The following is a 22,436-nucleotide window of genomic DNA, read 5'->3' on the forward strand; positions in this document are numbered from 1 at the left end:
GCAGCGGGCGCTCAGCCCGTCGCGTCCACCAACGCGAGGTCGTGCAGCCGGTCCGGCGGGCCGGGGCGGGCGTAGTACCAGCCCTGGGCCGTGTCGCAGCCGAGTATCCGCAACTGCTCGGCCTGCGCGCCGGTCTCGACACCCTCGACCGTCACCGCGAGGTTCAGGCTGTGGGCGAGGGAGACGATGCCCTCGACGATCTTGAGGTCGACGGGGTCGGCCGGGAACTGCTGCATGCCCTGGGTGAAGGAGCGGTCCAGTTTGAGGATGCTCACCGGGAGGCGGCGGAGGTTGGCGAGGTTGGAGTAGCCGGTGCCGAAGTCGTCGAGGGCGATGTCGACGCCCATCTCGGCGAGTTGGCGCAGCGGCTTGAGCAGGTCGTCGTCGGCGCCGATGAGCGCGGACTCGGTGACCTCCAGGCAGAGCGCGTCGGGGCGGACACCGGCGCGCTCCAGGATGTCGACGGTGTCCTGCACCAGGCCGGGGTGGCTGAGCTGGCAGGGCGAGAGGTTGACGTTGATGCGCAGCGGTCCGGTGGCGTCGTTGCCGCCGTGTCGTTCCTGCCACTGCTTGGCCTGGCGGACGGACTGGTCGAGGACCCAGCGGCCCAACGGCACGATGAGACCGGTGTGTTCGGCGAGCGGGATGAACCGGTCGGGGCCCAGGACGCCGTGCTGCGGGTGCAGCCAGCGGACCAGTGCCTCGGCGCCGCGCACGCTGCCGTCGCCGAGGTGGACCAGCGGCTGGTACTCGATGAAGAACTCGTTGCGGTCCAGGGCGGCAGGAAGTGCCGTGGTCAGACCGTGGCGCGTGATGGCGCGGGCGTCGGCCTCGGGGTCGGCGAGCTCGAAGCGGTTGCCGCCCGCCGACTTGGCCCGGTACATCGTGATGTCGGCGCTGCGCAGCACCTCCGCCGGACCGCGCTCGCCGGCCGGGCCCTCGACGATGCCGATCGAGCCGCGCACGGTGAGGTCACGGCCGTCGATGCTGACGGGGGTGATCAGCGCGTTCATGATGCGGCCCGCGAGCTCGTCGACCTCGCGCTCGGTGTCGGGTCCCGTGGTCAGCGCCACGAACTCGTCGCCGCCGAGCCGGGCGACCATCTCGCCGGGTGCCGTCGCGCACGACTGGAGCCGGTCGGCGACCTCGACGAGCAGCCGGTCGCCGGCCGCGTGGCCGAGGCTGTCGTTGATGGTCTTGAAGCCGTCGAGGTCGAGGTAGCACAGCCCGAACCGCTGGTTGTCGCCCGCGCCGAGCGCCTTCTCCAGGCGTTCGAAGAACAGGGTGCGGTTGGGGAGGCCGGTGAGGGCGTCGTGGGTCGCCTCGTAGCGCAGCCGGAGGTTGAGCAGCCGTCGCTCGGTGGTGTCCTCCATGAGGGCGAGCTGGTACTGCGGCTTGCCGTCGGCGTCGCGGAGCAGGGAGACCGTGAGGTTGGTCCACAGGACCGTTCCGTCAGGCCGGTAGAACGCCTTCTCGACGTGGTAGTGCTCGCGCTCGCCGCGGACGAGTTCGTCGTAGAGGGTCCAGGTCTGGGGCGCGTCGTCCGGGTGGGTCCACTCGCGGACGTTGCGTCCGCCCATGGCCTGGTCGGAGATCCCGAACATGCGCAGCAGCGCGCCGTTGACCTGGAGGATGTTGCCTTCGAGATCGGCCATGCCGATTCCTATGGCCGCGCCCTCGAAAACCGCACGGAAGCGGGCCTCCGTCGCGTGCAGGGCCTGGGCGACGACACCCTGGGCCTGGAGCGCGGCCACCGAGATGGCCTCCTGCTCGGCAAGGGTGCGCTCGCGCAGTTCCTGGGCGAAGCCGGCGGCCATGGCGTGCTGGAGGCGGGCCGAGCGGATCCGCAGGTCCTCCTGGGAGCCGTCGCCGCCGCAGTAGAGCACCAGGTAGGCGTCGACGCACTCCAGGGTGCGGCTGAGCGCGTCGGGGTCGGTGCAGTGCGCTGCGACGAGGGCGGTGCCGACCGCCTTGCCCTCCTCGGCCTCGAAGGTCCTGGCCCGCAGCGCCTCGCTCAACCGCCGTGCCAGCGGCAGGAGCAGCTCCTCGAACTCCGGCCGGGTCAGCGAGGTCGAGGTCGCCGGGAACACCGCCCGGCTCCAGATGGTCGCGAACCTGCGCAGTCTGTCCTCCGGCCCGTCCGGCTCCGCGGTCACGCCGTGCGTCCTACGCCGGCGAAACCGGAGAAGGAATACGGATCCTCGTCCTCCGGTGCGGTGTCGGGCCGCCAGTCCGGCATCGGCACCAGTCCGGGTTCCACCATGTCGTACCCCTCGAAGAACCGCGCGATCTCCTCGCGCGAGCGCATGATCAGCGGATTGCGAATGTCCTTGTACACGTCCACCGCGCCCTCCGCCCGCTCCGGTGGCAGCGGGATTCCCTCGTACGAGGCATGCGTGAGGATCAGCAGGCTGCCGGGCGCGAGTGCGTCGCGCAGCTGTGCCACCGCTCCGTACGGGTCGTCCGCGTCTTCCACGAAGTGCAGTATGGCAACGAGAAGTAAGGCCACTGGCCGATTCACGTCGATCAGACGCTGAACCTCGGCACTCGCCAGGATCTCCTGGGGCTTGCGGAGGTCGGCCGCGACGACGCCCGCGGTCGCGTTGCCCGCGAGGACGGCCTGGCTGTGCGCGACCGCCACCGGGTCGTGGTCGACGTACATGACATGGGCGCCGGGGCTGGCCTCCTGGGCCACCTCGTGGACGTTTCCGAAGGTGGGAATTCCGGAGCCGATGTCGAGGAACTGGGTGATGCCCTCGGCCGCCGCGAAGCGTACGGCGCGACGCATGAACGCCCGGTTCGCCTGCATGATCTTGGGAAGTCCCGGGAGGAACTCCATGGCCTTGCGGGCCGCCTCCCGGTCGACCTCGAAGTTGTGCGAACCGCCCAGGTAGTAGTCGTAGATACGCGAAACGCTCGGCACCGAGATGTCGATGCTCCGTGGTGCCCAGGCGGGACGCTCCATGTATCTCTCCAAGGCGTAGGCGATCCGGTGTTCGAGCTGAGGCTACTGATCGCCCGCCAAAGGAGCGAGCGGAAACGGAAATTGACCGTCCGTTCTCGGTCACTGCCCACGGCACGTGCCGAATTGACGTGCGGGGACACGCGGAGAGGCGCGCAGAATGCCGGAATTGCTGTACGGGAAACGCCAAAGCGGCCCGCCCCCTCCGTGCGGTGCGGAGGGGGCGGACCTGTGGTCGTACGCGCTGCTGTGTTTCGGCACTCTTGTCGCTTGCCCGGGTCCCTCCCTTCCGCGTATCCGTTGCCGAGTGGGCGGGGGCGACGAACCCTGGGGAGGTTCTCGCTACGCCGCGGGCGCGCCGACCGCTTTACCTTCAGGGGAGACGGCGTACCAAGTGCCGCCCACGCCCTGACCGTTGGTCTCTCCGGCGGCCGTGTCACCGGAGAAGGTGTAGATCGGCCAGCAGTCGACGGTCATCTGCTTGGCGCCGTCGGACCGGGTGAAGCCCATGAGGCCCTTCTTCTCGACGCCCTTGGTGTCATTCGCCGAGACGATGCCGACGGCCGGCCACTTCTCCGCGCAGGCGCCGACGCAGTTCGAGACCGACTTCGGCCACGCCTTGTCCTTCAGGAAGCGGTAGACCGTGTGGCCGTTCTTGTCGACGACGATGTCACCGAGCTTGGCGTCCTTGCGGACGGACAGGCCGGGCAGCGAGGCGAGGGTCGCCTTCTTGCCGTCGGGGGCGAGCGCGTACCACTTGCCGCCCACACCCTGGCCGTTGACGTCACCGGCGTTGACGTCCTTGGCGTAACGGTAGGCGGGCCAGCCGCCGATGGTCAGCTGCTTGGTGCCGTCCGTGCGGGTCACCTCGCCGAGGAGGGACTTGTCGATACCGGCACCGGCAGTGGCGTCGTCGGCGGGAACCGGCGGCCACGCGGTGGCGCAGTCGCCGTCGCAGTTCGACTTGGGAGGATTGGCCGTGTCGGCGTCGAAACGGTAGAGGGTCAGACCCGCTCCGTCGCTCAACACCTTGCCGAGGTCGGGGTTGTTGGCAACGGTCAGCTGGCCCGCGGGCTCGGCCGCCGCGGCCTGCTGGCCGTCGGCTCCGTAGCCGTTGCCGGCACCGGTGCTGGGGCTCGACGTAGCGGCCCCCACGCTGCCATAACCTCCGGCCGCCGCCGTGGCACCGACGTTCTGCGCCGCAGAGGAAGGTGTGGCCACATTTCCCGAACCGCACGCCGCCGTCAACGCCATGACGGACACGGCCGTCGCCGCGAGTGAGGCGCTCCGCCAGGAGGTCTTCATCGTCAACTCCCCATAATCACCTGGATGTTGCAGCGCCCGTCTGTGCCGCCGCACGGTCCTAGGTACGGGTGGGGACCACGGAAGTGTTCAACGGCCGCAGAAAAATCTTTCCGACTCCTGTGTCACGGCAGCCACTTCGTATGTACGTACGCATCCGGCCACCTCCCGGGGCCGGTTCGTCAAACCGCCGCACAGCGCCTTCCACTCCTTCGGGGCAATCCTTTCGCGCCCCCGCGCGCCCCGGCCCGCGAGGCTTCATGATCTGCGTCGTGCATGGACCCGAACCGACCCGAACCGCCCTCGCCGCAAGGGTGTTGACCCTGGTGACACTGACCTGGCTGCTGGCGGGCGCACCGGCGGGCCTGGCGGCGGCCGACGCGTGCGCGTACGCCTCGACGGGGCCGGACGGCACGGAGGCGGTGGCGGTGGCCGGCAGCGGCTCCTGGCCGACGCCCCCGGCCTGCGAGAAGCCGACCCCGAAACCGCCCCCGCCGCCCTGCCCCTCCCCTACGCCCACTCCACCGCCGCCGAAGCCCACACCGCCGCCCCCACCGAAGCCGAAGCCGAAGCCCACCCCGACTCCGACACCCAGGCCGACGCCGACGCCGCGGCCCACACCGAAACCCACGCCTCCCCCGCCTGCTCCGGCGCCCCGTCCGGCACCGGCGGCTCCGCTGACCCGGCCGACCCCGACGCCCACGCCCACACCGACCCCGCCGAAACCGAAGCCGGTACCCAGGCCCGCCCCGCAACCCGCGGCGACCCCGGTGAGTTATCCGAAGTACCACGCCCAGGCGCACCGGCGGCCCGCTCCCAGCCGGACGCCGCCGGTCGTCTACGTCCTGCTCATCACCCTGCCCGCGGTGGTCGCCATCGCCGCGCTGCGTCCGCGCTGATCCCCGGAGGAACCCCTTGTCGGAATGGCTTGTTCTCGCCCTCGCGATGGCGGCGGCCTGTGTCGTCGTCGTCATCGTCACCTTTCTGCGCGAACGCGCGGCGTCCGAGGACGAGGACCCCAGCGAGACCCCGGACGTCATCGAGTACATGACGATGTGGATCGGCGTGGTGTACGCCATCGTCCTGGGTCTGGCGATCGCCGGTGTCTGGGAGGCCCGCAGCGCCGCACAGGACCATGTGCAGGCGGAGGCACAGGCGCTGCACGAGATCTCGGAGCGGGTGCGGGCCTATCCGCCGGACGAGCGCGACCGCATCCGGGCGGATGTCGACGCCTACGTCTCACAGGTCGTCAACACCGAGTGGAAGACGATGGCCGACCACCAGAAGCTCACCCAGCGCGGCACCGATCTCCTTGAGCGCATCCGTCAGGACGTCACCGACTACCAGCCGAAGACGGACTTCCAGGCGCAGGCCTACCAGCCGCTCGTCGAGCAGGTCGCCGCGGCCGACCTGGCCCGCAGCGCCCGCGCGGACTCCACCGGGGCGACGATGCCGTCGGTGGTGTGGTTCGGGCTGCTCGCCGGGGCCGTGATCACCATCGGCATGGTCTTCGCGCTGCAGATCCGGCGTACGCCACGTGAGCTGATCCTCGCCGGGCTGTTCTCGGCGCTGATCGCCTTCCTGCTGTTCCTGATCTGGGACTTCGACGCGCCCTACAGCCGTGGCATCACGGCGTCGGCGCAGCCGTTCCTGAACCTCTTCCCGCACATCAAGGACTGACGGCCCCTCACCGGGACGGCGTGCCGGGGGACGTCCGCCGCGCCGCGGCCGTCCCCCGGTCGCAGGAACGGTGTCCCCTGTGCGGCGCACACGGTTGCCCCATTCGCGCGACTGGGATCGCGGGAGCGCACACATGTTCCTAGCGTTTCGGACATCGAGGTGCATTTACGGCGCCAGCGGAAAAGGTCCGCGGCTGCTCCTCGGGGACCCGGAGGAATCACCATGCGCGCGATACGCGTCGCCTCGGCCGCACTGCTGGGCATCAGCGCCCTCGCCCTCGCGGCACCGGCCGCCGTCGCGAAGGGCGACGGCAACCACAACATCACGCCGTTCGGCTTCAGCGTCCTGCCCTCGACGATCGCGGCGGGCGGCCAGGTGACCCTGCAGCTCGACCGCGACAGCGGCGGCTGCCGGGGCTCCGCCACGGTCTCCTCCGGGGTCTTCGACACCGTCAGGATCTCCCCGGGTCAGTCCTCGGCGACCGCGATGGTCGACTGGGACGCCAGGCCGGGCGCGGTGTACCAGGTGACGTTCACGTGCGGCGGCGAGAGCGGCTCCACGGGTCTGACCATCGCCTCCGGCCGGACCAACAACAACATCCAGCCGCTCCAGCCGGCGCAGCAGATGCCCCGAGGGGTCCGGGCCGGTGAGGGCGGCAGCATCGCAGGCTTCGACCTCAAGGAGCTCGGCATCGGCGCGGCCCTCATCGCGGGCTCGGTCGGGGCGGCGTACCACTTCTCCCGTCGCCGTACCGGAGAGGACGGCGCCTGACCGTTCCACCCACCCGCACAGGCCTTCGCCCCGGAACCCGAAAGGGTCCGGGGCGAAGGCCTGTTCCGTGCGCCTCGACCTCCGAAGGGGGAGGAGGTCAGATGGCGCGCTCGGTGCGGCGGCGCATCCAGAACACTCCGCCGCCCACGACGGCCGCGGCGACCAGGCCGCCGCCGATCGCCATGTCGGTCGGGGTCGCCCCGGTGGCGCTGCTGCCGCCGAGACCGCCGCGGACACCGCCGATGACGGTGTAGGCGGAGTCCCGGGTCAGCACGGAACCGTTCCGGCAGCGCACGGTGATGCTGTACGGGCCCGGGCCGGCGTTTCTGCTGATCCGCGCCGTTCCGCTGGCGGTCTGGCCGGCCCCGCCGACGAGTGCCGACAGGTTCGCGGGGCGTTCGAAGCCCGGTGAGTTGGCGGTGGCGCCGGTGAAGCAGCCGTCGACCGTGACGGTCAACTGGCCACCGCGGGCGATCACGCTGGGCAGGGCGACGATGTTGCTGGGGCTCTCCCCCATGCCGTCCGCGAGGGCCGCCGGGGCGGCGAGCCCCAGGACGGCCACCGCGGCACCGGCGGCAGCCAGAGCACGAGTTGTACGCATGTCATCCTCCGCGGAAGGCGCCCCGGGACCCGTCCCCGGTCGATCGGCGAGAAAACGCCTCCCAGACGCACCCTCAGATGCCTTGCACGCGCCCGCATTTCGGGAATGGTCCGTCCTGGTGAGAGGACACGCCGAAGGGAGACCGGACAATCGGATATTGCCGCAGGTCACGGACCGTCAGAAAATTCCTGCCGCCTTCTCCTCATATGGCGCACATAAGAATGTCCGGGCCACCCGTTCGCGCCTGCCCCGTCGCCGGTTCCGCATTCGGGACTTAGCGTTCTCGTATGCGCGATTGACGTGGCGACGGCCGCGTCGAGAGGGGATGGCGAATGTCTGCGTCCGAGCTGTCCGAGCTTGCCGAAGAGGAGGAGCGGCAGAAGAAGCGCGCCCCGTGGGGAGTGATAGCGCTTGTTCTGCTGACCGGTCTCGCGCTCATTCGGAATGGTTCGGGAGAGTTCGATGTGGGGCCGCCGCAGCCGGCGTCGGCGGCAGCCGCCGACAGCCGTACCGGCGTCGGCACCTTCGGCAAGGCCCCGGCCCCGCTCCCGTACTCCGTCGCCGACCGGGTGCGGATCCCGGCGATCCGCGTCGACGCCCCGGTCATGCCGGTGGGCCTGGACGCGGACGGCTGGGTCGGCGCCCCGCCGCCGGAGGACCCGAACCTGGCGGGCTGGTTCACCGGCGCCGTCTCGCCCGGCGAGAAGGGCACGGCGGTCGTCGTCGGCCATGTCGACAACAAAATGGGCCCCGCCGTGTTCTACGGACTCGGGGCCCTCAAGAAGGGAAATCGCGTCGAGGTCGAGCGCAAGGACGGAAAGACGGCCGTATTCGAGATCTACGGCATCGAGGTCTTCGAGAAGAGCAACTTCCCCGGCGACCGCGTCTATGCCTCCAAGGGAACTCCGGAACTGCGCGTCATCACGTGCGGGGGCGGTTTCTCCAAGCAGAACGGCTACGACGGGAACGTCGTCGTCTTCGCCCGCCTGGTCGAGGTCCGCTGAGCGTTTCCCCGGCCGGGCGGGCGAAGGCCCGTCAATCCGTCAAGTGGTCCTGCGGCGCGGCAGCGTCATGTGATAGCCGGAGTCGAGCAGGTGCGGCAGATATTCGCGCAGCGCCCGCACACTCTGGGAACGGTCGCCCCCGGCGTCGTGCGAGAGCACCACGACACCGGGGGCGGCGCCGTCCTCGACCGCGTTGACGATGTGGCGGGTGCCGGGTGTGTTCCAGTCGAGGGTGTCGACGGTCCACGCGAGGGGTTCCATGCCCATCTCGGAGCCGAGTTGGAAGGCGGCCCGGTTCCAGGCGCCGTAGGGCGCGCGGAACCACTGGGGGCGTTCGCCGTAGGCGTCCTCGATGACATCGCTGGTGCGTTCCATCTCGGAGCGGATCTGACCGCGGGTCAGCTTCGTCAGGAGCGGATGGGACCAGGTGTGGTTGCCGACGACGTGGCCCTCGTCGGACATCCGGCCCAGGATGTCCCGGTTCCAGTCGGCCATCTCGCCGCACACGAAGAACGTGGCGCGGACGTCGTACTCGGCGAGGGTGTCCAGGATGTGCGGGGTGTAGCGGGGGTCGGGTCCGTCGTCGAAGGTGAGCACCATGGTGTTGCCGCGTCCGGACATGCGCAGGAAGGGTTCGTGCCGTACCGGGACGTGGGCGAGGGTGGTGTGCGGTGCGCCGTATCCGGCCACGGGCCGGAGGCGGTAGGCGGAGGGCTTGCGCGCGAGGCGCGGTGGGGGCCCGGCGGCGGGAGCGGCGGCCCGGACGGGGGCGTCGTCCGAGAGTCCGGAGTACAGCAGACCGGCGGTGCCGGCCGCTCCGACGGCAGCGGCGCCGGCGAGCAGGGCCCGTCGGCGCGTGAGCGACTGATCCTTCTTCATGACTCATCAGTCGCCCGGCAGGAGACCGCCGCCCCACGGCAACACCGGTGCGGCGGCAGGAAAACACCCGCCCGGCCCAGCGTTCGCGCGCTCAGCGGCGCCGGACGAGGGGGAACGGCAGCGTCTCACGGATCGTCAGACCCGTGAGGAACATGACCAGTCGGTCCACTCCGATGCCGAGGCCCCCGGTGGGCGGCATCGCGTATTCGAGGGCGTCGAGGAAGTCCTCGTCGAGTTCCATCGCCTCGGGGTCTCCCCCGGCGACCAGCAGCGACTGGGCGGTGAGACGGCGGCGCTGTTCGACGGGGTCGGTCAGTTCGGAGTAGGCGGTGCCGAGTTCGGTGCCGAAGGCGACCAGGTCCCAGCGTTCGGCGAGCCGCGGGTCGGTGCGGTGCTGGCGGGTGAGCGGGGAGACGTCGGTCGGGAAGTCCTTGTAGAAGGTCGGCAGCCGGGTCGGCTCCTCCACCAGCCGCTCGTACATCTCCAGTACGACGTCCCCGCGCGGGTCGTCGACGCCGTACGGCACCTTGGCGCGGTCGCAGAGCCGGTGCAGGGCGGGCAGTTCGGTGTCGGCGTCGACGGACTCCCCCAGCGCCTCGGAGATGGCGCCGTAGACGGTCTTGACCGGCCAGGGGCCCGAGATGTCGTACTCCTCGCCGTCCTTGCGGGCGACGGCGGAGCCGAAGGCGGCGGTGGCCGCGCCCTGGATGAGCTCGCGGGCGAGGTCGAGCATCACGTCGTAGTCGGCGTACGCCTGGTAGGCCTCCAGCATCGTGAACTCGGGGTTGTGCTTGTAGGAGACGCCCTCGTTGCGGAAGGTGCGGCCCATCTCGAAGACCTTCTCCAGGCCGCCGACGCAGAGGCGCTTGAGGTACAGCTCCGGGGCGATGCGCAGATAGAGGTCGAGGTCGTAGGCGTTGATGTGGGTGGTGAAGGGGCGGGCGTTGGCGCCGCCGTGGATCTGCTGGAGCATCGGGGTCTCGACCTCCAGGTAGCCGCGCTCCAACAGGCCCTGGCGCAGGGCCTGTACGGCGGTGGAGCGGGCGCGGAGCACATCGCGGGCGGCGGGGCTCGCGACCAGGTCGAGGTAGCGCATGCGGACCCTGGCCTCGGGGTCGGTGAGGCCCCGGTGTTTGTCGGGCAGGGGGCGCAGGCACTTGCCGGTGAGCTGCCAGGAGGTGACGAAGACGGTGGGCTCACCCTTGTCGCTGGTGCCCGCGCGGCCGGTGGCGGTGATGTGGTCGCCGATGTCGGTGTCGGCGGTGAAGCGGTCGAGGTCGGGGCCCGACTCGGCGCGGGTGAGAGCGAGTTGGTGGTCGCCGGACCAGTCGCGCAGGGTGAGGAAGACGATGCCGCCGAGGTCGCGTACCCGCATGACCCGCCCGGCGACGGTGACTTGGTCCCCCGCGCGGACCTCGGCGAGGGTGTGGGTGCGCTGCGGGACGCCGACCGGGTAGGGGTCGGTGCCGGTGGCGATCAGGCGGTCGAGGGTGCGGTGCCGGACGCGGACCTGTTCGGGCAGTCCGCTGTCCGGACCGTCGGTCCCGGCCTCGTCCCCTCCGTCGAGGCCGAGCGCCGACAGGGACGGCAGCCCTGCGGTGGTCGCGGGCCGCTGTCCGCTCTTCGGGTGCCCCTTTCCCCAGAGTTGGCGCAGCGACGGTACGGAGACGAAGCCCTCGGCGATGCCGGAGGCGAGGCTGATCCGGGCCAGGGAGGCGGTCTCGCCGTAGCAGATGAAGCGGGGGTACCACTCGGGTTGGTACTTGGCGTTGGAGCGGTAAAGGGCCTCCAGTTGCCACCACTTGGAGAAGAACAGCAGCAGGCGGCGCCACAGGCGGAGAACCGGTCCCGCGCCGATGCGGGCGCCCTCCTCGAAGGCCGAGCGGAACACGGCGAAGTTGAGGGAGATGCGGTGGACGCCCAACTTCGGTGCGGTGGCGCAGAGTTCGGCGACCATGAACTCCATGACGCCGTTGGGGGCGGTACGGTCGCGGCGCATCAGGTCGAGGGAGACGCCGTCGGTGCCCCAGGGGACGAGGGAGAGCAGGGCGAGCAACTTGCCGTCCTCGCCCAGGGCTTCTACGAGGAGGCAGTCGCCGTCGGCCGGGTCGCCGAGGCGGTCCAGGGCCATGGAGAAGCCGCGTTCGGTCTCGGTGTCGCGCCAGGCGTCGGCGCGGTCGACGACCTCTTCCATCTCGGCGTCGGTGAGGGTGGCGTGGCGGCGGATCCGGCAGGTGGCACCGGCGCGGCGGACGCGGCCGACGGCCTGGCGGGTGACGCGCATGTCGCGTCCTGCGAGGTCGAAGCCGGCGACGTGCAGGATGGCCTCGTCGCCGAGTTGGAGGGCGCCGAGCCCGGCGCGGGCGAAGGCCTTCGCGCCGTCCTCGGAGGCGCCCATCACCGCGGGGGCCCAGGCGTGCCGGCGGGCCAGGTCGAGCCAGGCGGCGATGGCGTGCGGCCAGGCCTCGCGGTCGCCGACCGGGTCGCCGCTGGCGAGGCAGACGCCGGCCTCGACGCGGTAGGTGACGGCCGCCTTGCCGCTGGGTGAGAAGACGACGGCCTTGTCGCGCCGGGTGGCGAAGTAGCCGAGGGAGTCCTGGCCGCCGTAGGCCTTCAGGAGGGCGCGGATGCGGTCCTCCTCGTCGCCGTGCAGGGCCGCTTCGAGGCGCTGGGAGCGGAAGAGGACGGTGGCCGCGTTGAGGAGGGCGAGCGCGCCGAAGAGGCCGAGCAGGAAGAACAGGGCGCGGGGCGGGCGGCCGTCGAAGGAGCGGCCGGAGACCAGGCCGCCGCAGACGCGGTCGGCGGCCCAGCCCAGGTGCTGGCTCTCGGGGAGTGTGCCGGGGAACAGGGAGACCAGTCCCCAGCCGGCCAGGATCGCGACGGCCAGCCCGGCGAAGAGGACGGCGAGGGCTCGTCGTACGGCCGCGCGGCGGGAGGCGGCGTAGAACTGCCTGCGGGCGACGATCAGCAGGACCAGCAGCAGGGCGCAGACGATCAGGGACGGGAGGGACTCGGCGTACAGGCCGAGGGCCACGCCGAGGACGTCGGTCAGGACGAGCAGGCCCAGATAGACGACGACCAGCCACCAGGCGATCTTCTTGCGGGCGGCGGTCGCGGCGGCCAGCAGGAACAGGAAGACCGCGTAGGCGAGGTTGGCGCTGACCGGGACGATGAGGAGGTCGAGGAAACGGACCACTGGGCGCAGCACGCGGCGCAGCGGGGCGATGAGGGCCAGCAGGACACAGAGCAGGCCGAGGGCGCCGAAGAAGGTCGCGAAGCCCTCGGGCACCCTGCTGAGGAGACCGTGGCCGGGCGACCGTACCGGAGCCTTGGTGTCCTTGGACCCGGGCGCCTCCACGGTGGCAGTCATGCTTCCGACTGTAGGAACACGGCGGGCCGCGCGCCCGTCGAGAACTCCGGGGCGGTTCGGGACCTGCGGGTTCAGATAGCCTCACAGCCGTGACGGAACAGCACTCAACTCAGTTCGAGCGGGGCACGGACGGGCCAAAGGTCATCGTCGCCGGAGTGGACGGCTCCGAGTCCTCGTTCCGGGCCGCGGCATACGCCGCCGGCCTGGCCCGGCGGCAGCACGCGCTGCTTGCCCTCGTGTACGTGCAGCCGGTGCTGGCGGCGGGCGCGGCCGTGGGGGCGCCGGTCGCCGAGACGACCGACGAGATCGCCGAGGACCTGGTCGCCCAGATCCGGCACGAGACCGAGCGGGTGAAGGGGATATTCGACATCCGGTGGGAGTTCCACACGTTCCGTGGCGACCCCTACGGCGGCCTGGTGAAGGCCGCCGACGAGCTGAAGGCCGACGCGGTCATCGTCGGCGCCTCCGAACAGGCCGGCCACCGGATCATCGGGTCGGTCGCGGTGCGGTTGGTGAAGGCGGGGCGGTGGCCGGTGACTGTGGTGCCGTAGGGCAGTGTCAGAGGGAGTGCAGGAAGTCCAGGAGGATCGCGTTGAACTCCTCGGGCTTCTCCATGTTCGGGTAGTGGGCGGCGCTCTCGATCGTGGTCGAGCGGCCGTTCGGGACCGTGTCGGTGAAGCGGTTCGCCATGGCGATGCTGTCGGGCCAGTCGAGGGCGCCGTGGATCGCGAGGACCGGGGCGTCGAGTTTCGGGACGCGGGGCCAGGGGTCGCCCAACGGGACGTACCAGTCCCGCTCGCCGGGGGTGTGCTTGGCGAGCGTGTGGGAGGTCAGTTCGCGCAGGCGCCGGATTACGGACGGGTCGACCTCGTCCGGCGTGCGGTGCGGGCCCGCCACCCCCTGTGCGAAATGGTCGAGCCAGCCCGTGAGGTCACCGGCGGCGAGCAACTGCCCGACGCGGGCCTGGCGTTCGAGCAGCTGGGGGTCGGTGTACTCGAACGCGCTGGTGCCGGCGCCGGAGACGACGATCGCCCGGACCAGGTCGGGGTGTTCCAGCGCGGTGTCGGTGGCGACGGCCGCGCCCATGCACAGGCCGACCAGGACAGCGGGGCCCAGGTCGAGGTGGTGCAGGAGTCCCGCGAGGTCGTCGGCCCAGCGGAACGGCCTGCTCGCGTTGGCCGAGAAGCCGTGGCCGCGGATGTCGGGGGCGATCACGCGGAAGTCGCGGGCGAGGACCGGTATCTGGTCGTCGAAGACGCGGTGGTCGGCGAAGCCTGAGTGGAGGAGGACCACGGGGTCGCCGGTGCCCACGTCCCGGTAGGCGAGGTTCCCGTCGGCAGATGCGAAGAAGCTCAGTTCCGAAGCAAGTTCCGAAGCAGCTGTCATGACAACCAAGGTGTCATCTTCGGGAAGGGTTGGCAACCCAGGTGTCATGATGGACCGGTGAACGACTCCCCTCCCCTGTCCCCCGACGAACTCGGCCACCGCCTCACCGAGGTGTTCGACCTGGTGGGCCCGCTCTACCGGCGCGCCCTGCGCAAGGTCGAGCAGGGCGAACCGGTCGAGGGGGTCTCCGTCGGCGTACGCGCCGTACTGGACCTGCTGCGGCAGCACGGGCCCATGACGGTGCCCCAGATGGGCCGGACCCTGGCCCTGAGCCGGCAGTTCGTGCAGCGGATGGTCAACGAGGCTGCGGTCCACGGCTGGGTGGAGGTCACGCCCAACCCCGCGCATCAGCGGTCCTCCCTGATCCGGCTCACGGAGGAGGGGCGGTCCGTCATCACGTCCGTCCTCGGCCGCGAGCACTCCCTGAACCGCCAGGTCGGCGGCGATCTGACCGACGCCGAGGTCAGCGCGTGCGTGCGGGTGCTCACCGAGATCCTCAGGACCTTCGACCACGTGGACGTGGACTGACCGTCCGCCACTTCCCCGTCACGAGCTACTTCCCCATCACCAGCCCGTCCTTCGCCGCGCCCCGGCCGAGCACCACCTCGCGGATGCGGTCGCGGTCCCCGGTCAACTCGGCGCCCTGGGCGATCGCCCGGTTGACGTCGACGACCCGGCCCGCGTCGACGTCGAACAGTTGCGGGACGAACTCCGCCTTGGCCACCTCCCATCGCGCGCCGGGCCGGGCGGGCGGCACGAAGGTGAAGCGGGCGAGGGTGCTCGTGTTGCCGCCGGGGTCCTGGGTGCCCGCGTTGTCGTACATCTCGCCGGTGACCTGGTCGCCGAGCCCGTAGACGACCCAGGTGCCGTTGACCTTCTCGTACGCCTGCGGGGTGCGGGCGTGGGTGCCGAGAATCAGGTCGATGTCGGGGCGGCCGGCGGTGCGGGCTGCGGTGAGTTCGCCGGCCAGGGCGACCTGTTGCGGGTCGGGCGCGTCCTGGCCCGGTGTGCCCCAGCGCAGGGAGACGACGACCACGTCGGCACCCGCGCGCCGGGCGTCGCGGGCGTCGGCGAGGATGCGGGCCGGGTCGAGGAGGTTGACGGACCAGGGCTCGCCCGCCGGGAGCGGAACGCCGTTCGTGTCGGCGGTGTAGGCGAGGTGGGCGACCTTCGCGGGCCCGGCGCGCAGCAGCGTGACCGTGCGCGCCTCGGCGTCGCCGCGCGCCGTTCCCGCGTGCCGTACGCCGGCGCCGTCGAGGGTGTCGAGGGTGTGCTGGATGCCGAACGGGCCGTCGTCCAGGCTGTGGTCGGAGGCGGTGGAGCAGCTGTCGTAGCCCGTCGCGGCGAGGGCCCGGGCCTCCTCGGGCGGAGAGTCGAAGAACGGGGCGCCGGTGCGGTCGCCGTAGGCGGTCTCGATGTGACACAGCGCCAGGTCGGCCCGGGAGACGAGGGGTTGGACGCCGGAGAGCATCGGCGCGAAGTCGTAGCCGGTGCCGCCCGCGTCGAAACGGGCGCGGTCGAGGACGGCGCCGTGCGGGAGGATGCCGCCGGCGGCGACCAGGGTGAAGCCGCGGGCGGCGGGGGGTGCCGGGCGGCCGGCGGCCTTCGGGTCGTGGTGCTGGGCCTGGCAGGCGGCGGCCGCGGCGAGAATGCCCACCAGGGCGACGGCCACCAGTCGTCTGCGTGCGATCATCAATTCACCCCACTGTGGTCATATTTACCCACCGATAGGTATGAACCTCAGCGCCCCCGCAAACGGCTTCGGGCCCCTCATGACCCGTCCGGTGTGCGCGTGTGGGGGATCACCGGGTGGCGCGGACCGTTCGTCGCACCGTTCGTCGACGCGATCGACCGTCCGCCGCAGCCCCCTGCGCGCGCCCTGTCCCCGGGCCGCACGCTGCGATGCCATACGGCCATGACGGCCGGACCCACGCTCACCCACGGAACGACCGCCGAGCACGAGCTCGCCGCACTGCAGCGCGAGCACGGCAGGCCGCTGTTCGCACTGCTGCTCCGGCTCTGCGACGGCGACCGCCAGCGCGCCGAGGACCTCGTCCAGGAGACCCTGGTACGGGCCTGGCAGCACCCCGAGGCGTTGCGCGCCGACGACTTCGAGTCCGTACGGCCCTGGCTGCTGACGGTGGGCCGGCGGCTCGCCATCGACGCGCGGCGGGCCCGGCAGGCGCGACCGCCCGAGGTCGGGGACGCGGTGCTGGAGAACGCGCGCGTCTGTGCCGATCACGCGGAACGGTCGGCGGCGACGCTCGATGTGCGGGAGGCTGTGAAGACTCTCACTCCGGAGCACCGTGAAGTCCTGGTGCTCGTGTACTTCCAGGGGGCGAGTGTGGCGGAGGCCGCGGCGGCCCTCGGGATTCCGCCCGGTACGGTGAAGTCCCGTGCCTATTACGCGCTCCGCGCCCTGCGCCGGGTGCTTCCCGGCTATGCGGCCGACCTGCGGTGAAACCAACTCCTTAGTCAAACCTCCGTAAAGCGCCTTGCTCAGGACCCCGGTTGAGTAATCGGCTGTCCTCATCCGTGTTCCGGACTGGGGGGCTCGGGGGTTCCTGACGGAGCCTCGGGCCGGGCGACGCGCACGCACCGGAGGAAGGCAGGAAGGGATGCTGCACAGAGGTCAAGAGAGCACGGACGGCACCGGCGGCGGTGAACTCACCGTCCCCATGGCCTGGTTGTACGCCGAGTACATCGCCGACGAACTGCTGCGGACCGGCGACCTGATGCCGCCGACGTCCTTCGAGTTCCGCGCGGGACGGGACGCGCTGGCGCTGACCATCTTCCTCTCCGACACGGACGGCGAATTGTCCGGTATCAGGGTGGTCACCCAACTTGAGACCTGGCTTTCGCTCACGGCGTACGACCAGCCGTGGCAGGACTGGGTCGGTGAACGTATGTCCAAGTTGACGGCGGAGGCGGTCGAGGCCGGCGTCGACGCACCGGACCTCGCGCTGGCGGAGAACGCCTGGCGCTGGCTGGAGGAGACCGAGCTGCTCGCGCCCGATCTGGACGCGGTACCGGGAGGCGGTCCGGTGACCGGTGAGGACGACGGGCCGAAGGTCTGGACGCCCGCCTGGCAGCTGGGTCTGCCGCTCGGCCATCTCGCCATCCATCTTTTTTGAAACAAGGACCAATCCATGGGTTCGACCGCTACGAATTCGTGATGGCGATTCTGTGTGCGCCTTGAGTGATTCGACGGGCTGGTGCGTACCGATGGGAGCAAGGAGTAACCCCACCCGCACCTAACGGCACGAGGATTCGTCATGAGGTCCCTGGAAAGGCATCGCGACGTCGGCGCGTACGCGCTCGGCGTGCTGGACGAGGCGGAGGCCTTCCGCTTCGAGGATCACCTCATGGAGTGCACTAGCTGCGCGGCTCATGTGACCGAATTCGGTCCCGCCTCACGGCAGTTGATGCTGTACCGGCGGGCGACGCCGCGCTCAGTGCACCCCATGGCGCAACCCGGGCCCCGGCTGCTGGACCGGTTGCTCGGCGAGGTGACGGCCCGGCAGCGGGCCGGACGGCGACGTTTTCTGTACGCCGTGGCCGCCTCGGTGGTACTGGCCGTGGGCGGCCCCGCGGTGGCGACGCTCGCCAAGGGCGGCGACGGGGCCGTGCAACTCACCGCGACCGACGCCAAGTCGGGCGTGTGGGCACAGGTCACGGCCGCGAACGAGAACTACGGCAGTGATGTGTCCCTCAAGATCAAGGACGGCGCGGGCCCCCGCTCCTGTCGTCTCGTGGTCGTCGGACGGGACGGTTCCGAGCAGGTCGTGACCAGTTGGAACGTGCCCGCACACGACGCCACGATGATCACGATGCAGGGCGGCGCGGCGATGCACCCCGACGAGATCGACCACTACGACGTCCGAACGGCCGACGGCCGGCAACTGGTCCGGCTCATGTCCCACTGAAGTCCCGCCCCGCGGCGACCGGTTGGCGCGCCTATTTCAGCAGTCGCGACAGCCTGCGGTCCGCGAGCGGCTTGCCGCCCGTCTGGCAGGTGGGGCAGTACTGGAGCGAGGAGTCGCTGAAGGAGACCTCGCGGATGGTGTCGCCGCAGACCGGGCATGGTTGGCCGGTGCGGCCGTGCACGCGCAGGCCGCTCTTCTTCTCCGCCTTCAGACGGCCCGCGGCCACGCCCCGGGAGCGTTCGACGGCCTCGGTGAGTGTGGTGCGCAGGGCTTCGTAGAGGGTGTGCGTCTCGGCCGCCGTCAGTGACGACGCGAGCTTGAACGGGGACATCTTCGCCGCGTGCAGGATCTCGTCGCTGTACGCGTTGCCCACCCCGGCGATCAGGGTCTGGTCGCGCAGGGCGCCCTTGAGCTGCCGGCGTTCGTCCTTGAGGAGTCCGGCGAAGCGCGGCTCGTCGAGGTCGTCGGCCAGCGGATCGGGGCCGAGGCGGGCGACACCCGGGACGGACTGCGGGTCTGCTACGACGTACACCGCCAGGCGCTTCTGGGTGCCCGCCTCGGTCAGGTCGAAGCCCTCGCCTGTCTCCAGGGCCACCCGGAGCGCGAGCGGGCCCTTGCCGGGGCGGGGCGGCCCGTCCGGGAGGCGGTCCTTCCAGTGCAGCCAGCCCGCGCGGGCAAGGTGGGTCACGAAGTGCGGGCCGCCGTCCGTCTCGACGTCCAGGAACTTGCCGTACCGGTGCACGGCCACCACCTCGTGTCCCTCCAGCGCGGTGGGCGGAGGGTCGTACGTCTTCAGGACGCTGATGGCGACGGGCAGCACCCGTACGATCTCGTGGCCGACGAGGTGTTCGGTCAGGAAGTCCTTCAGCGCTTCGACCTCGGGAAGTTCCGGCATACGTCCAGGGTGCCATCAGCGGCGCGTGGGGTCAGCTCCGGTCCGGCACCACGAACTCGCACCACACGCACTTGCCGCTGCCGCGCGCCTCCACTCCCCACACGTCCGTGAGCAGGTCGACCAGGAGCAGACCGCGCCCGGAGACCCCGTCCTCGCCCGCCTCGCGACGGCGCGGGAGGGCGCTGGAGGAGTCCTCGACCTCGACGCGCAGCCGGCGGTCGGGGCCGTTGAGGACCCTGAGGGTGACGATCGCGGAGCCCTCGGTGTGCATCAGGGCGTTGGTGATCAGTTCGTCCGCGACGAGTTCGACCTCGTCGGCGCGCTCACGCCCGCCCCAGGCCCGGACGGCGGCCCGGATCATGTGCCGGGCCTGGGTGAGGGCCTCGGAGTCGCCGGGCGCCACATGCTGCTGGAGCCGGCCGCCGGAGCGCGGGGCGTCGAGGCCGCGGCGCCGCAGCAGGAGCAGCGCCACGTCGTCCTCGCCGCCGCGCTCCTCGGCCACGTCGATGAGCAGGTCGGCGAGATCGCGTACGTCGTCGGGGCCGGAGGCGATGAGGGCGGTCAGGGTCTGCAGTCCGTCGTCTAGATCCGCGCCGGGCTGTTCGACGAGGCCGTCGGTGCACAGCACCAGGGTCTGGCCGGGGTCGAGTTCGAGGGTGGAGACGGGATATTCGAGCCGCCCGAACTCGGCGGACAGGCCGAGCGGCAGCCCGCCGACAACGGGTACCCGACGGCAGGTCCCGTCCAACTGCCGCACCAGCGGGTCGATATGACCGGCCCGGACCACCTGGACCACTCCGGTGGACAGGTCGGCCTCGGCGTAGAGGCAGGTGGCGAAGCGGTCGGTGTCGAGTTCGTGCAGGAAGACGGAGGCACGGGCCATCACGGTGGCCGGGGTGTGCCCCTCGGCGGCGTACGCCTTGAGGACGATCCGCAGCTGCCCCATGACGGCGGCGGCGTGCGTGTCGTGGCCCTGGACGTCACCGATGACCGCGCCGACCCGCCCGCCGGGCAGCGGAATCAGGTCGTACCAGTCACCGCCGATGTCCCGCCCGAGCTTCGCGGACCGGTAGCGGACCGCGACATCGGCGCCCGGCACGCTCGGGATGGCACGCGGCAGCATCGCCTGCTGGAGGCCCTGGGCGAGGTCCTTCTCCTGCTCGTAGAACATGGCGCGCTGCAGACTCTGCGCGATGCTGCTGCCCAGCGCCACGAGCACGTTGCGTTCCTCCGCCGAGAAACCCCGCCGGTCGCTGTAGAGCAGGCCCATGGCGCCGATCGGCCTGGCCTGGGCGATCAGCGGGAGGTAGGCGCCCGCGGTGATGTGCAGTTCGGCGATGTGCTGCCACAGCAGCGGGTACCGCTCGGCGAACTCCTCGGGCGACTCGATGAACGCCGGGCTGAGCGTCCGTACGACCTCCGTCATCGGGTACGGCTCGTCGATCCGGAGGACCTCCTTGCCGGGTACGACGCTGCCCTCGGCGACCAGGCGGATCCGGCCGGCCTCCACCAGCCCCATGACCAGTCTGGTCGCGCCGAGGTGGACGAGGCCGTGGGTGTCCATGAGGACGTCGATGACGTCCTGGACGGTACGGGCGTGCGCGAGTGCGGCGGTCGTGAGCTGGACGACGTTGGTCTGGTCGCGCCGGGCCGCGTCCAGGGCGGCCTGTTCACGGCGCGCGGCGTTCTCGGCGAGTTCCTGGGTGGCGTCCCGGACGATACCGATGATCCGGCGCGGGCGGCCCGTCTCGTCGCGCCGGATGTAGCCCTGGGTGTGGGTCCAGCGCAGGGTGCCGTCGCGCAGCCGCATACGGAAGTAGGCGCCGTAGTTCTCGCTGCCGTCCTTCATCGCCTGGGAGACGAGACCGTCCAGTCGGTAGCCCTCCGGCGGCGGTACCCGGATCGCCAGGCTCTCGGGGTGTCCGTCGTATTCGTCGGGGCGCAGGTCGAAGACCTCGTGGGCCTGGGCGTCCATGTGGAACAGGCCGTTGTCCAGGTCCCAGTCGAAGCTGCCCATGCGGTTGAGCGCCAGGATCGGGTCCGGGTGGGCGGGCCAGTCGTCCGGGAGTGACAGGGCGCTCGCTCCCCGATCAACCATGCGGCCCACCTTGCCAGGATTTGCCCGATTATTCGACTTCTCGGACTCCTACGGCCGACCGCTCGGTCAGCCGCCGAAGACGTCCGTGGGGCTGCCGAAGACACTGCTGGTGGTCCCATCGGGGATCAGCCCGCCGCCGTCGGGCCGATCGGGGGTCTCCGGGACGGTCGGCGGGCCGATCTCGTCCGGGGATCCCTGGTCCCGGGAGGGCTGGGGCGCGACCGTCCTGGGTGCCGCCGTGACGGTCGCGGTGGGGCAGCCGGTAGCGCCGGGCGACGGCAACCGGGCTGCCGCACCGCCGGTCGCGCCAGGGGGGAGCGTGACGGTCGGGGTCGTGCAGGGAGTGGTGGACTTGTCCGGGGCGGCGCTCCGGCCGTCACCGGGGAACGCGCTCCCGTCGCTCGGGGAGGCACTCGGAGGAACGGTCGGGGACGCGCTCGGGGAGGCGCCCGGCGACTGTCCCGGCGAGGCGCTCGACGAAGTGCTCGGCGCGGTGCCCGTCCCGCTGGACGGGGTGCTCGTCCCGCTGGACGCGGTACCGGAATGGCTGTCGTGCGGGCGCGGAGAGGTGCTTGCGTGCGGGGCCGGCGTGGTGCCGGGCCGGGTCGGCGGCACATGGACCGGCGGCGGTACGACGTGGTCGTGGTGCGGCCCGCGATGACCGAGGGGCCGTTCGATCCAGGTGTTGTCGACGATGTTGATGATCGTGATGTGGGTGATCACCTGTGGCGCCGGTGTCACCACGACCACTTCGGCGGGCCGGTACCCCGACCAGCCCCGTCCGCTGCTGCCGGAGTTGCCGCCCGCCACGCCCGCCTTGAGCGGGTTGCCGCAGGCGCAGCGCACGCGGGGCACGCCCCGGTTGTCCAAGAGGACGGCGGTACCGGCCTGGAGGACCGACTGGAATCCGGTCACCCGAGCGTCACGGAACCCGTGATTGGTGACCTGGGTGTCGGCGCGCAGCACGACCGAGGTCAGCCCGCGCAGATAGCCGGGAATCGCGCTCCGGGAGATCCCCTCGGCCTGCGCGAAGGCACCGGCCTTGGCCTGGTCGCGGGTGAGGTACGCGATCTGCCGCTCGACATCGCAACTGCCGCTCCGCGCGGTGCCGCCGTAGAGGCCGGGTGTGGCGCCGGAGACGGCCTGCGTGTGCACCGGGGAAGCGGTCCGTGTGGGCGGCGGCCAGGAAGGTGCAGGCCGCGTGGGCGGCGACTGCGGCGTTCGGGTGACCCGTGGCGGGGCGCTCGGCGCGACGGCCGTGGAGTCCGTGAAGGGGTCGGGGCCCTGTGCCGCGACGGGCTGCAGGAAGACCTCGCCGCGCGACTTCGTGGCCTGGCCGCTCGATTTCATACCTCTGGCGCCGTCGCCGCCGCAGCCGGCGACGAGGAGCGCCGCCGAGAGCGCGCAGGCCGTGGCGATGGTTCCGGTGGATGTGCGCACCGTGTTCTCCCGCCTCAAGCCGGGTGATTCGCCACTATTGTCTGCTTCACCCGCTTGGGTTACGCAACCGGGGGCATGGAAGACACAGAGTGACGGCCGACCGAGGTGTGACGATGGAGGGA

At 71.1% G+C, this 22,436-nt stretch carries 20 protein-coding genes; 9 read left to right on the top strand and 11 right to left on the bottom strand.

The features are described from left to right. Positions 1-11 precede the first annotated feature (11 nt). From OC490_RS07730 to OC490_RS07740, 3 genes are all read right to left on the bottom strand, one after another. Entirely contained in the window at positions 12-2,156 is a 2,145-nt protein-coding gene (locus OC490_RS07730) for a putative bifunctional diguanylate cyclase/phosphodiesterase (protein ID WP_262057060.1), read from the bottom strand. Then, positions 2,153-2,965: an SAM-dependent methyltransferase gene (locus OC490_RS07735; RefSeq protein WP_262057061.1), complete on the bottom strand. Its 813-nt coding sequence runs from the start codon at positions 2,963-2,965 to the stop codon at positions 2,153-2,155. The genes OC490_RS07730 and OC490_RS07735 overlap by 4 nt, the downstream gene beginning before the upstream one ends. A gap of 339 nt (positions 2,966-3,304) precedes the next feature. Beyond that, positions 3,305-4,216, bottom strand: a complete 912-nt coding sequence (locus tag OC490_RS07740; protein WP_262057200.1) for an SCO0930 family lipoprotein — start codon at positions 4,214-4,216, stop codon at positions 3,305-3,307. 320 nt (positions 4,217-4,536) lie between these two features. On the opposite strand from OC490_RS07740, the gene OC490_RS07745 reads away from it, so the two are divergent. The 3 genes from OC490_RS07745 to OC490_RS07755 all read left to right on the top strand — a co-directional run bounded on the left by OC490_RS07745 (position 4,537) and on the right by OC490_RS07755 (position 6,715). Then, positions 4,537-5,163 (top strand): hypothetical protein, encoded by a 627-nt coding sequence (locus OC490_RS07745; protein WP_262057062.1) that lies wholly within the window; start codon positions 4,537-4,539, stop codon positions 5,161-5,163. Between the two features lie 16 nt (positions 5,164-5,179). Continuing rightward, positions 5,180-5,944, top strand: coding sequence for a DUF4239 domain-containing protein (locus OC490_RS07750; RefSeq protein WP_262057063.1), 765 nt, complete (start codon positions 5,180-5,182; stop codon positions 5,942-5,944). Between the two features lie 222 nt (positions 5,945-6,166). Next, entirely contained in the window at positions 6,167-6,715 is a 549-nt protein-coding gene (locus OC490_RS07755) for a hypothetical protein (protein ID WP_262057064.1), read from the top strand. A gap of 97 nt (positions 6,716-6,812) precedes the next feature. Here OC490_RS07755 and OC490_RS07760 read toward each other — a convergent pair whose 3' ends face one another. Beyond that, complete coding sequence (locus OC490_RS07760) at positions 6,813-7,316, bottom strand: hypothetical protein (protein WP_262057065.1); 504 nt, start codon at positions 7,314-7,316, stop codon at positions 6,813-6,815. Positions 7,317-7,648: 332 nt separating this feature from the next. Here OC490_RS07760 and OC490_RS07765 point away from each other — a divergent pair, with 332 nt between their 5' ends. Beyond that, positions 7,649-8,320, top strand: a complete 672-nt coding sequence (locus tag OC490_RS07765; RefSeq protein WP_093623622.1) for a class F sortase — start codon at positions 7,649-7,651, stop codon at positions 8,318-8,320. Between the two features lie 39 nt (positions 8,321-8,359). Here the strand turns inward: OC490_RS07765 and OC490_RS07770 are convergent, their stop codons facing one another. Next, on the bottom strand, positions 8,360-9,199 hold the full coding sequence (locus OC490_RS07770; protein ID WP_262057066.1) for a polysaccharide deacetylase family protein: 840 nt from the start codon (positions 9,197-9,199) through the stop codon (positions 8,360-8,362). Between the two features lie 91 nt (positions 9,200-9,290). Further along, positions 9,291-12,569, bottom strand: a complete 3,279-nt coding sequence (gene lysX / locus OC490_RS07775) for a bifunctional lysylphosphatidylglycerol synthetase/lysine--tRNA ligase LysX (protein WP_262057067.1) — start codon at positions 12,567-12,569, stop codon at positions 9,291-9,293. Between the two features lie 89 nt (positions 12,570-12,658). On the opposite strand from lysX, the gene OC490_RS07780 reads away from it, so the two are divergent. Beyond that, positions 12,659-13,120: a universal stress protein gene (locus tag OC490_RS07780; protein ID WP_262057068.1), complete on the top strand. Its 462-nt coding sequence runs from the start codon at positions 12,659-12,661 to the stop codon at positions 13,118-13,120. Positions 13,121-13,127: 7 nt separating this feature from the next. Here OC490_RS07780 and OC490_RS07785 read toward each other — a convergent pair whose 3' ends face one another. Then, positions 13,128-13,955 (bottom strand): alpha/beta fold hydrolase, encoded by an 828-nt coding sequence (locus OC490_RS07785; protein WP_262057069.1) that lies wholly within the window; start codon positions 13,953-13,955, stop codon positions 13,128-13,130. 57 nt (positions 13,956-14,012) lie between these two features. On the opposite strand from OC490_RS07785, the gene OC490_RS07790 reads away from it, so the two are divergent. Further along, positions 14,013-14,483, top strand: a complete 471-nt coding sequence (locus OC490_RS07790; RefSeq protein ID WP_262057070.1) for a MarR family winged helix-turn-helix transcriptional regulator — start codon at positions 14,013-14,015, stop codon at positions 14,481-14,483. A 25-nt stretch (positions 14,484-14,508) separates the two neighbouring features. Here OC490_RS07790 and OC490_RS07795 read toward each other — a convergent pair whose 3' ends face one another. Then, on the bottom strand, positions 14,509-15,648 hold the full coding sequence (locus tag OC490_RS07795; RefSeq protein ID WP_262057071.1) for a CapA family protein: 1,140 nt from the start codon (positions 15,646-15,648) through the stop codon (positions 14,509-14,511). A 222-nt stretch (positions 15,649-15,870) separates the two neighbouring features. Here OC490_RS07795 and OC490_RS07800 point away from each other — a divergent pair, with 222 nt between their 5' ends. The 3 genes from OC490_RS07800 to OC490_RS07810 all read left to right on the top strand — a co-directional run bounded on the left by OC490_RS07800 (position 15,871) and on the right by OC490_RS07810 (position 17,881). Beyond that, a complete protein-coding gene (locus OC490_RS07800; RefSeq protein WP_093623629.1) occupies positions 15,871-16,416 on the top strand; it encodes a sigma-70 family RNA polymerase sigma factor in 546 nt (181 codons plus the stop codon). Positions 16,417-16,573: 157 nt separating this feature from the next. Next, complete coding sequence (locus OC490_RS07805) at positions 16,574-17,089, top strand: hypothetical protein (RefSeq protein WP_019068324.1); 516 nt, start codon at positions 16,574-16,576, stop codon at positions 17,087-17,089. A gap of 141 nt (positions 17,090-17,230) precedes the next feature. After that, positions 17,231-17,881: a zf-HC2 domain-containing protein gene (locus tag OC490_RS07810; RefSeq protein WP_262057072.1), complete on the top strand. Its 651-nt coding sequence runs from the start codon at positions 17,231-17,233 to the stop codon at positions 17,879-17,881. A gap of 31 nt (positions 17,882-17,912) precedes the next feature. Here OC490_RS07810 and OC490_RS07815 read toward each other — a convergent pair whose 3' ends face one another. The 3 genes from OC490_RS07815 to OC490_RS07825 all read right to left on the bottom strand — a co-directional run bounded on the left by OC490_RS07815 (position 17,913) and on the right by OC490_RS07825 (position 22,314). Beyond that, positions 17,913-18,776 carry an Fpg/Nei family DNA glycosylase gene (locus tag OC490_RS07815; protein WP_262057073.1) on the bottom strand — a complete coding sequence of 288 codons (864 nt, stop codon included), beginning with the start codon at positions 18,774-18,776 and terminating at the stop codon, positions 17,913-17,915. A 31-nt stretch (positions 18,777-18,807) separates the two neighbouring features. Continuing rightward, positions 18,808-20,874 (bottom strand): SpoIIE family protein phosphatase, encoded by a 2,067-nt coding sequence (locus tag OC490_RS07820; RefSeq protein ID WP_262057074.1) that lies wholly within the window; start codon positions 20,872-20,874, stop codon positions 18,808-18,810. A gap of 66 nt (positions 20,875-20,940) precedes the next feature. Next, entirely contained in the window at positions 20,941-22,314 is a 1,374-nt protein-coding gene (locus OC490_RS07825; protein ID WP_262057075.1) for a DUF6777 domain-containing protein, read from the bottom strand. Positions 22,315-22,436: the final 122 nt, after the last annotated feature.

The sequence above is a fragment of the Streptomyces sp. STR69 genome (assembly GCF_024519455.1).
GTDB lineage: Bacteria > Actinomycetota > Actinomycetes > Streptomycetales > Streptomycetaceae > Streptomyces.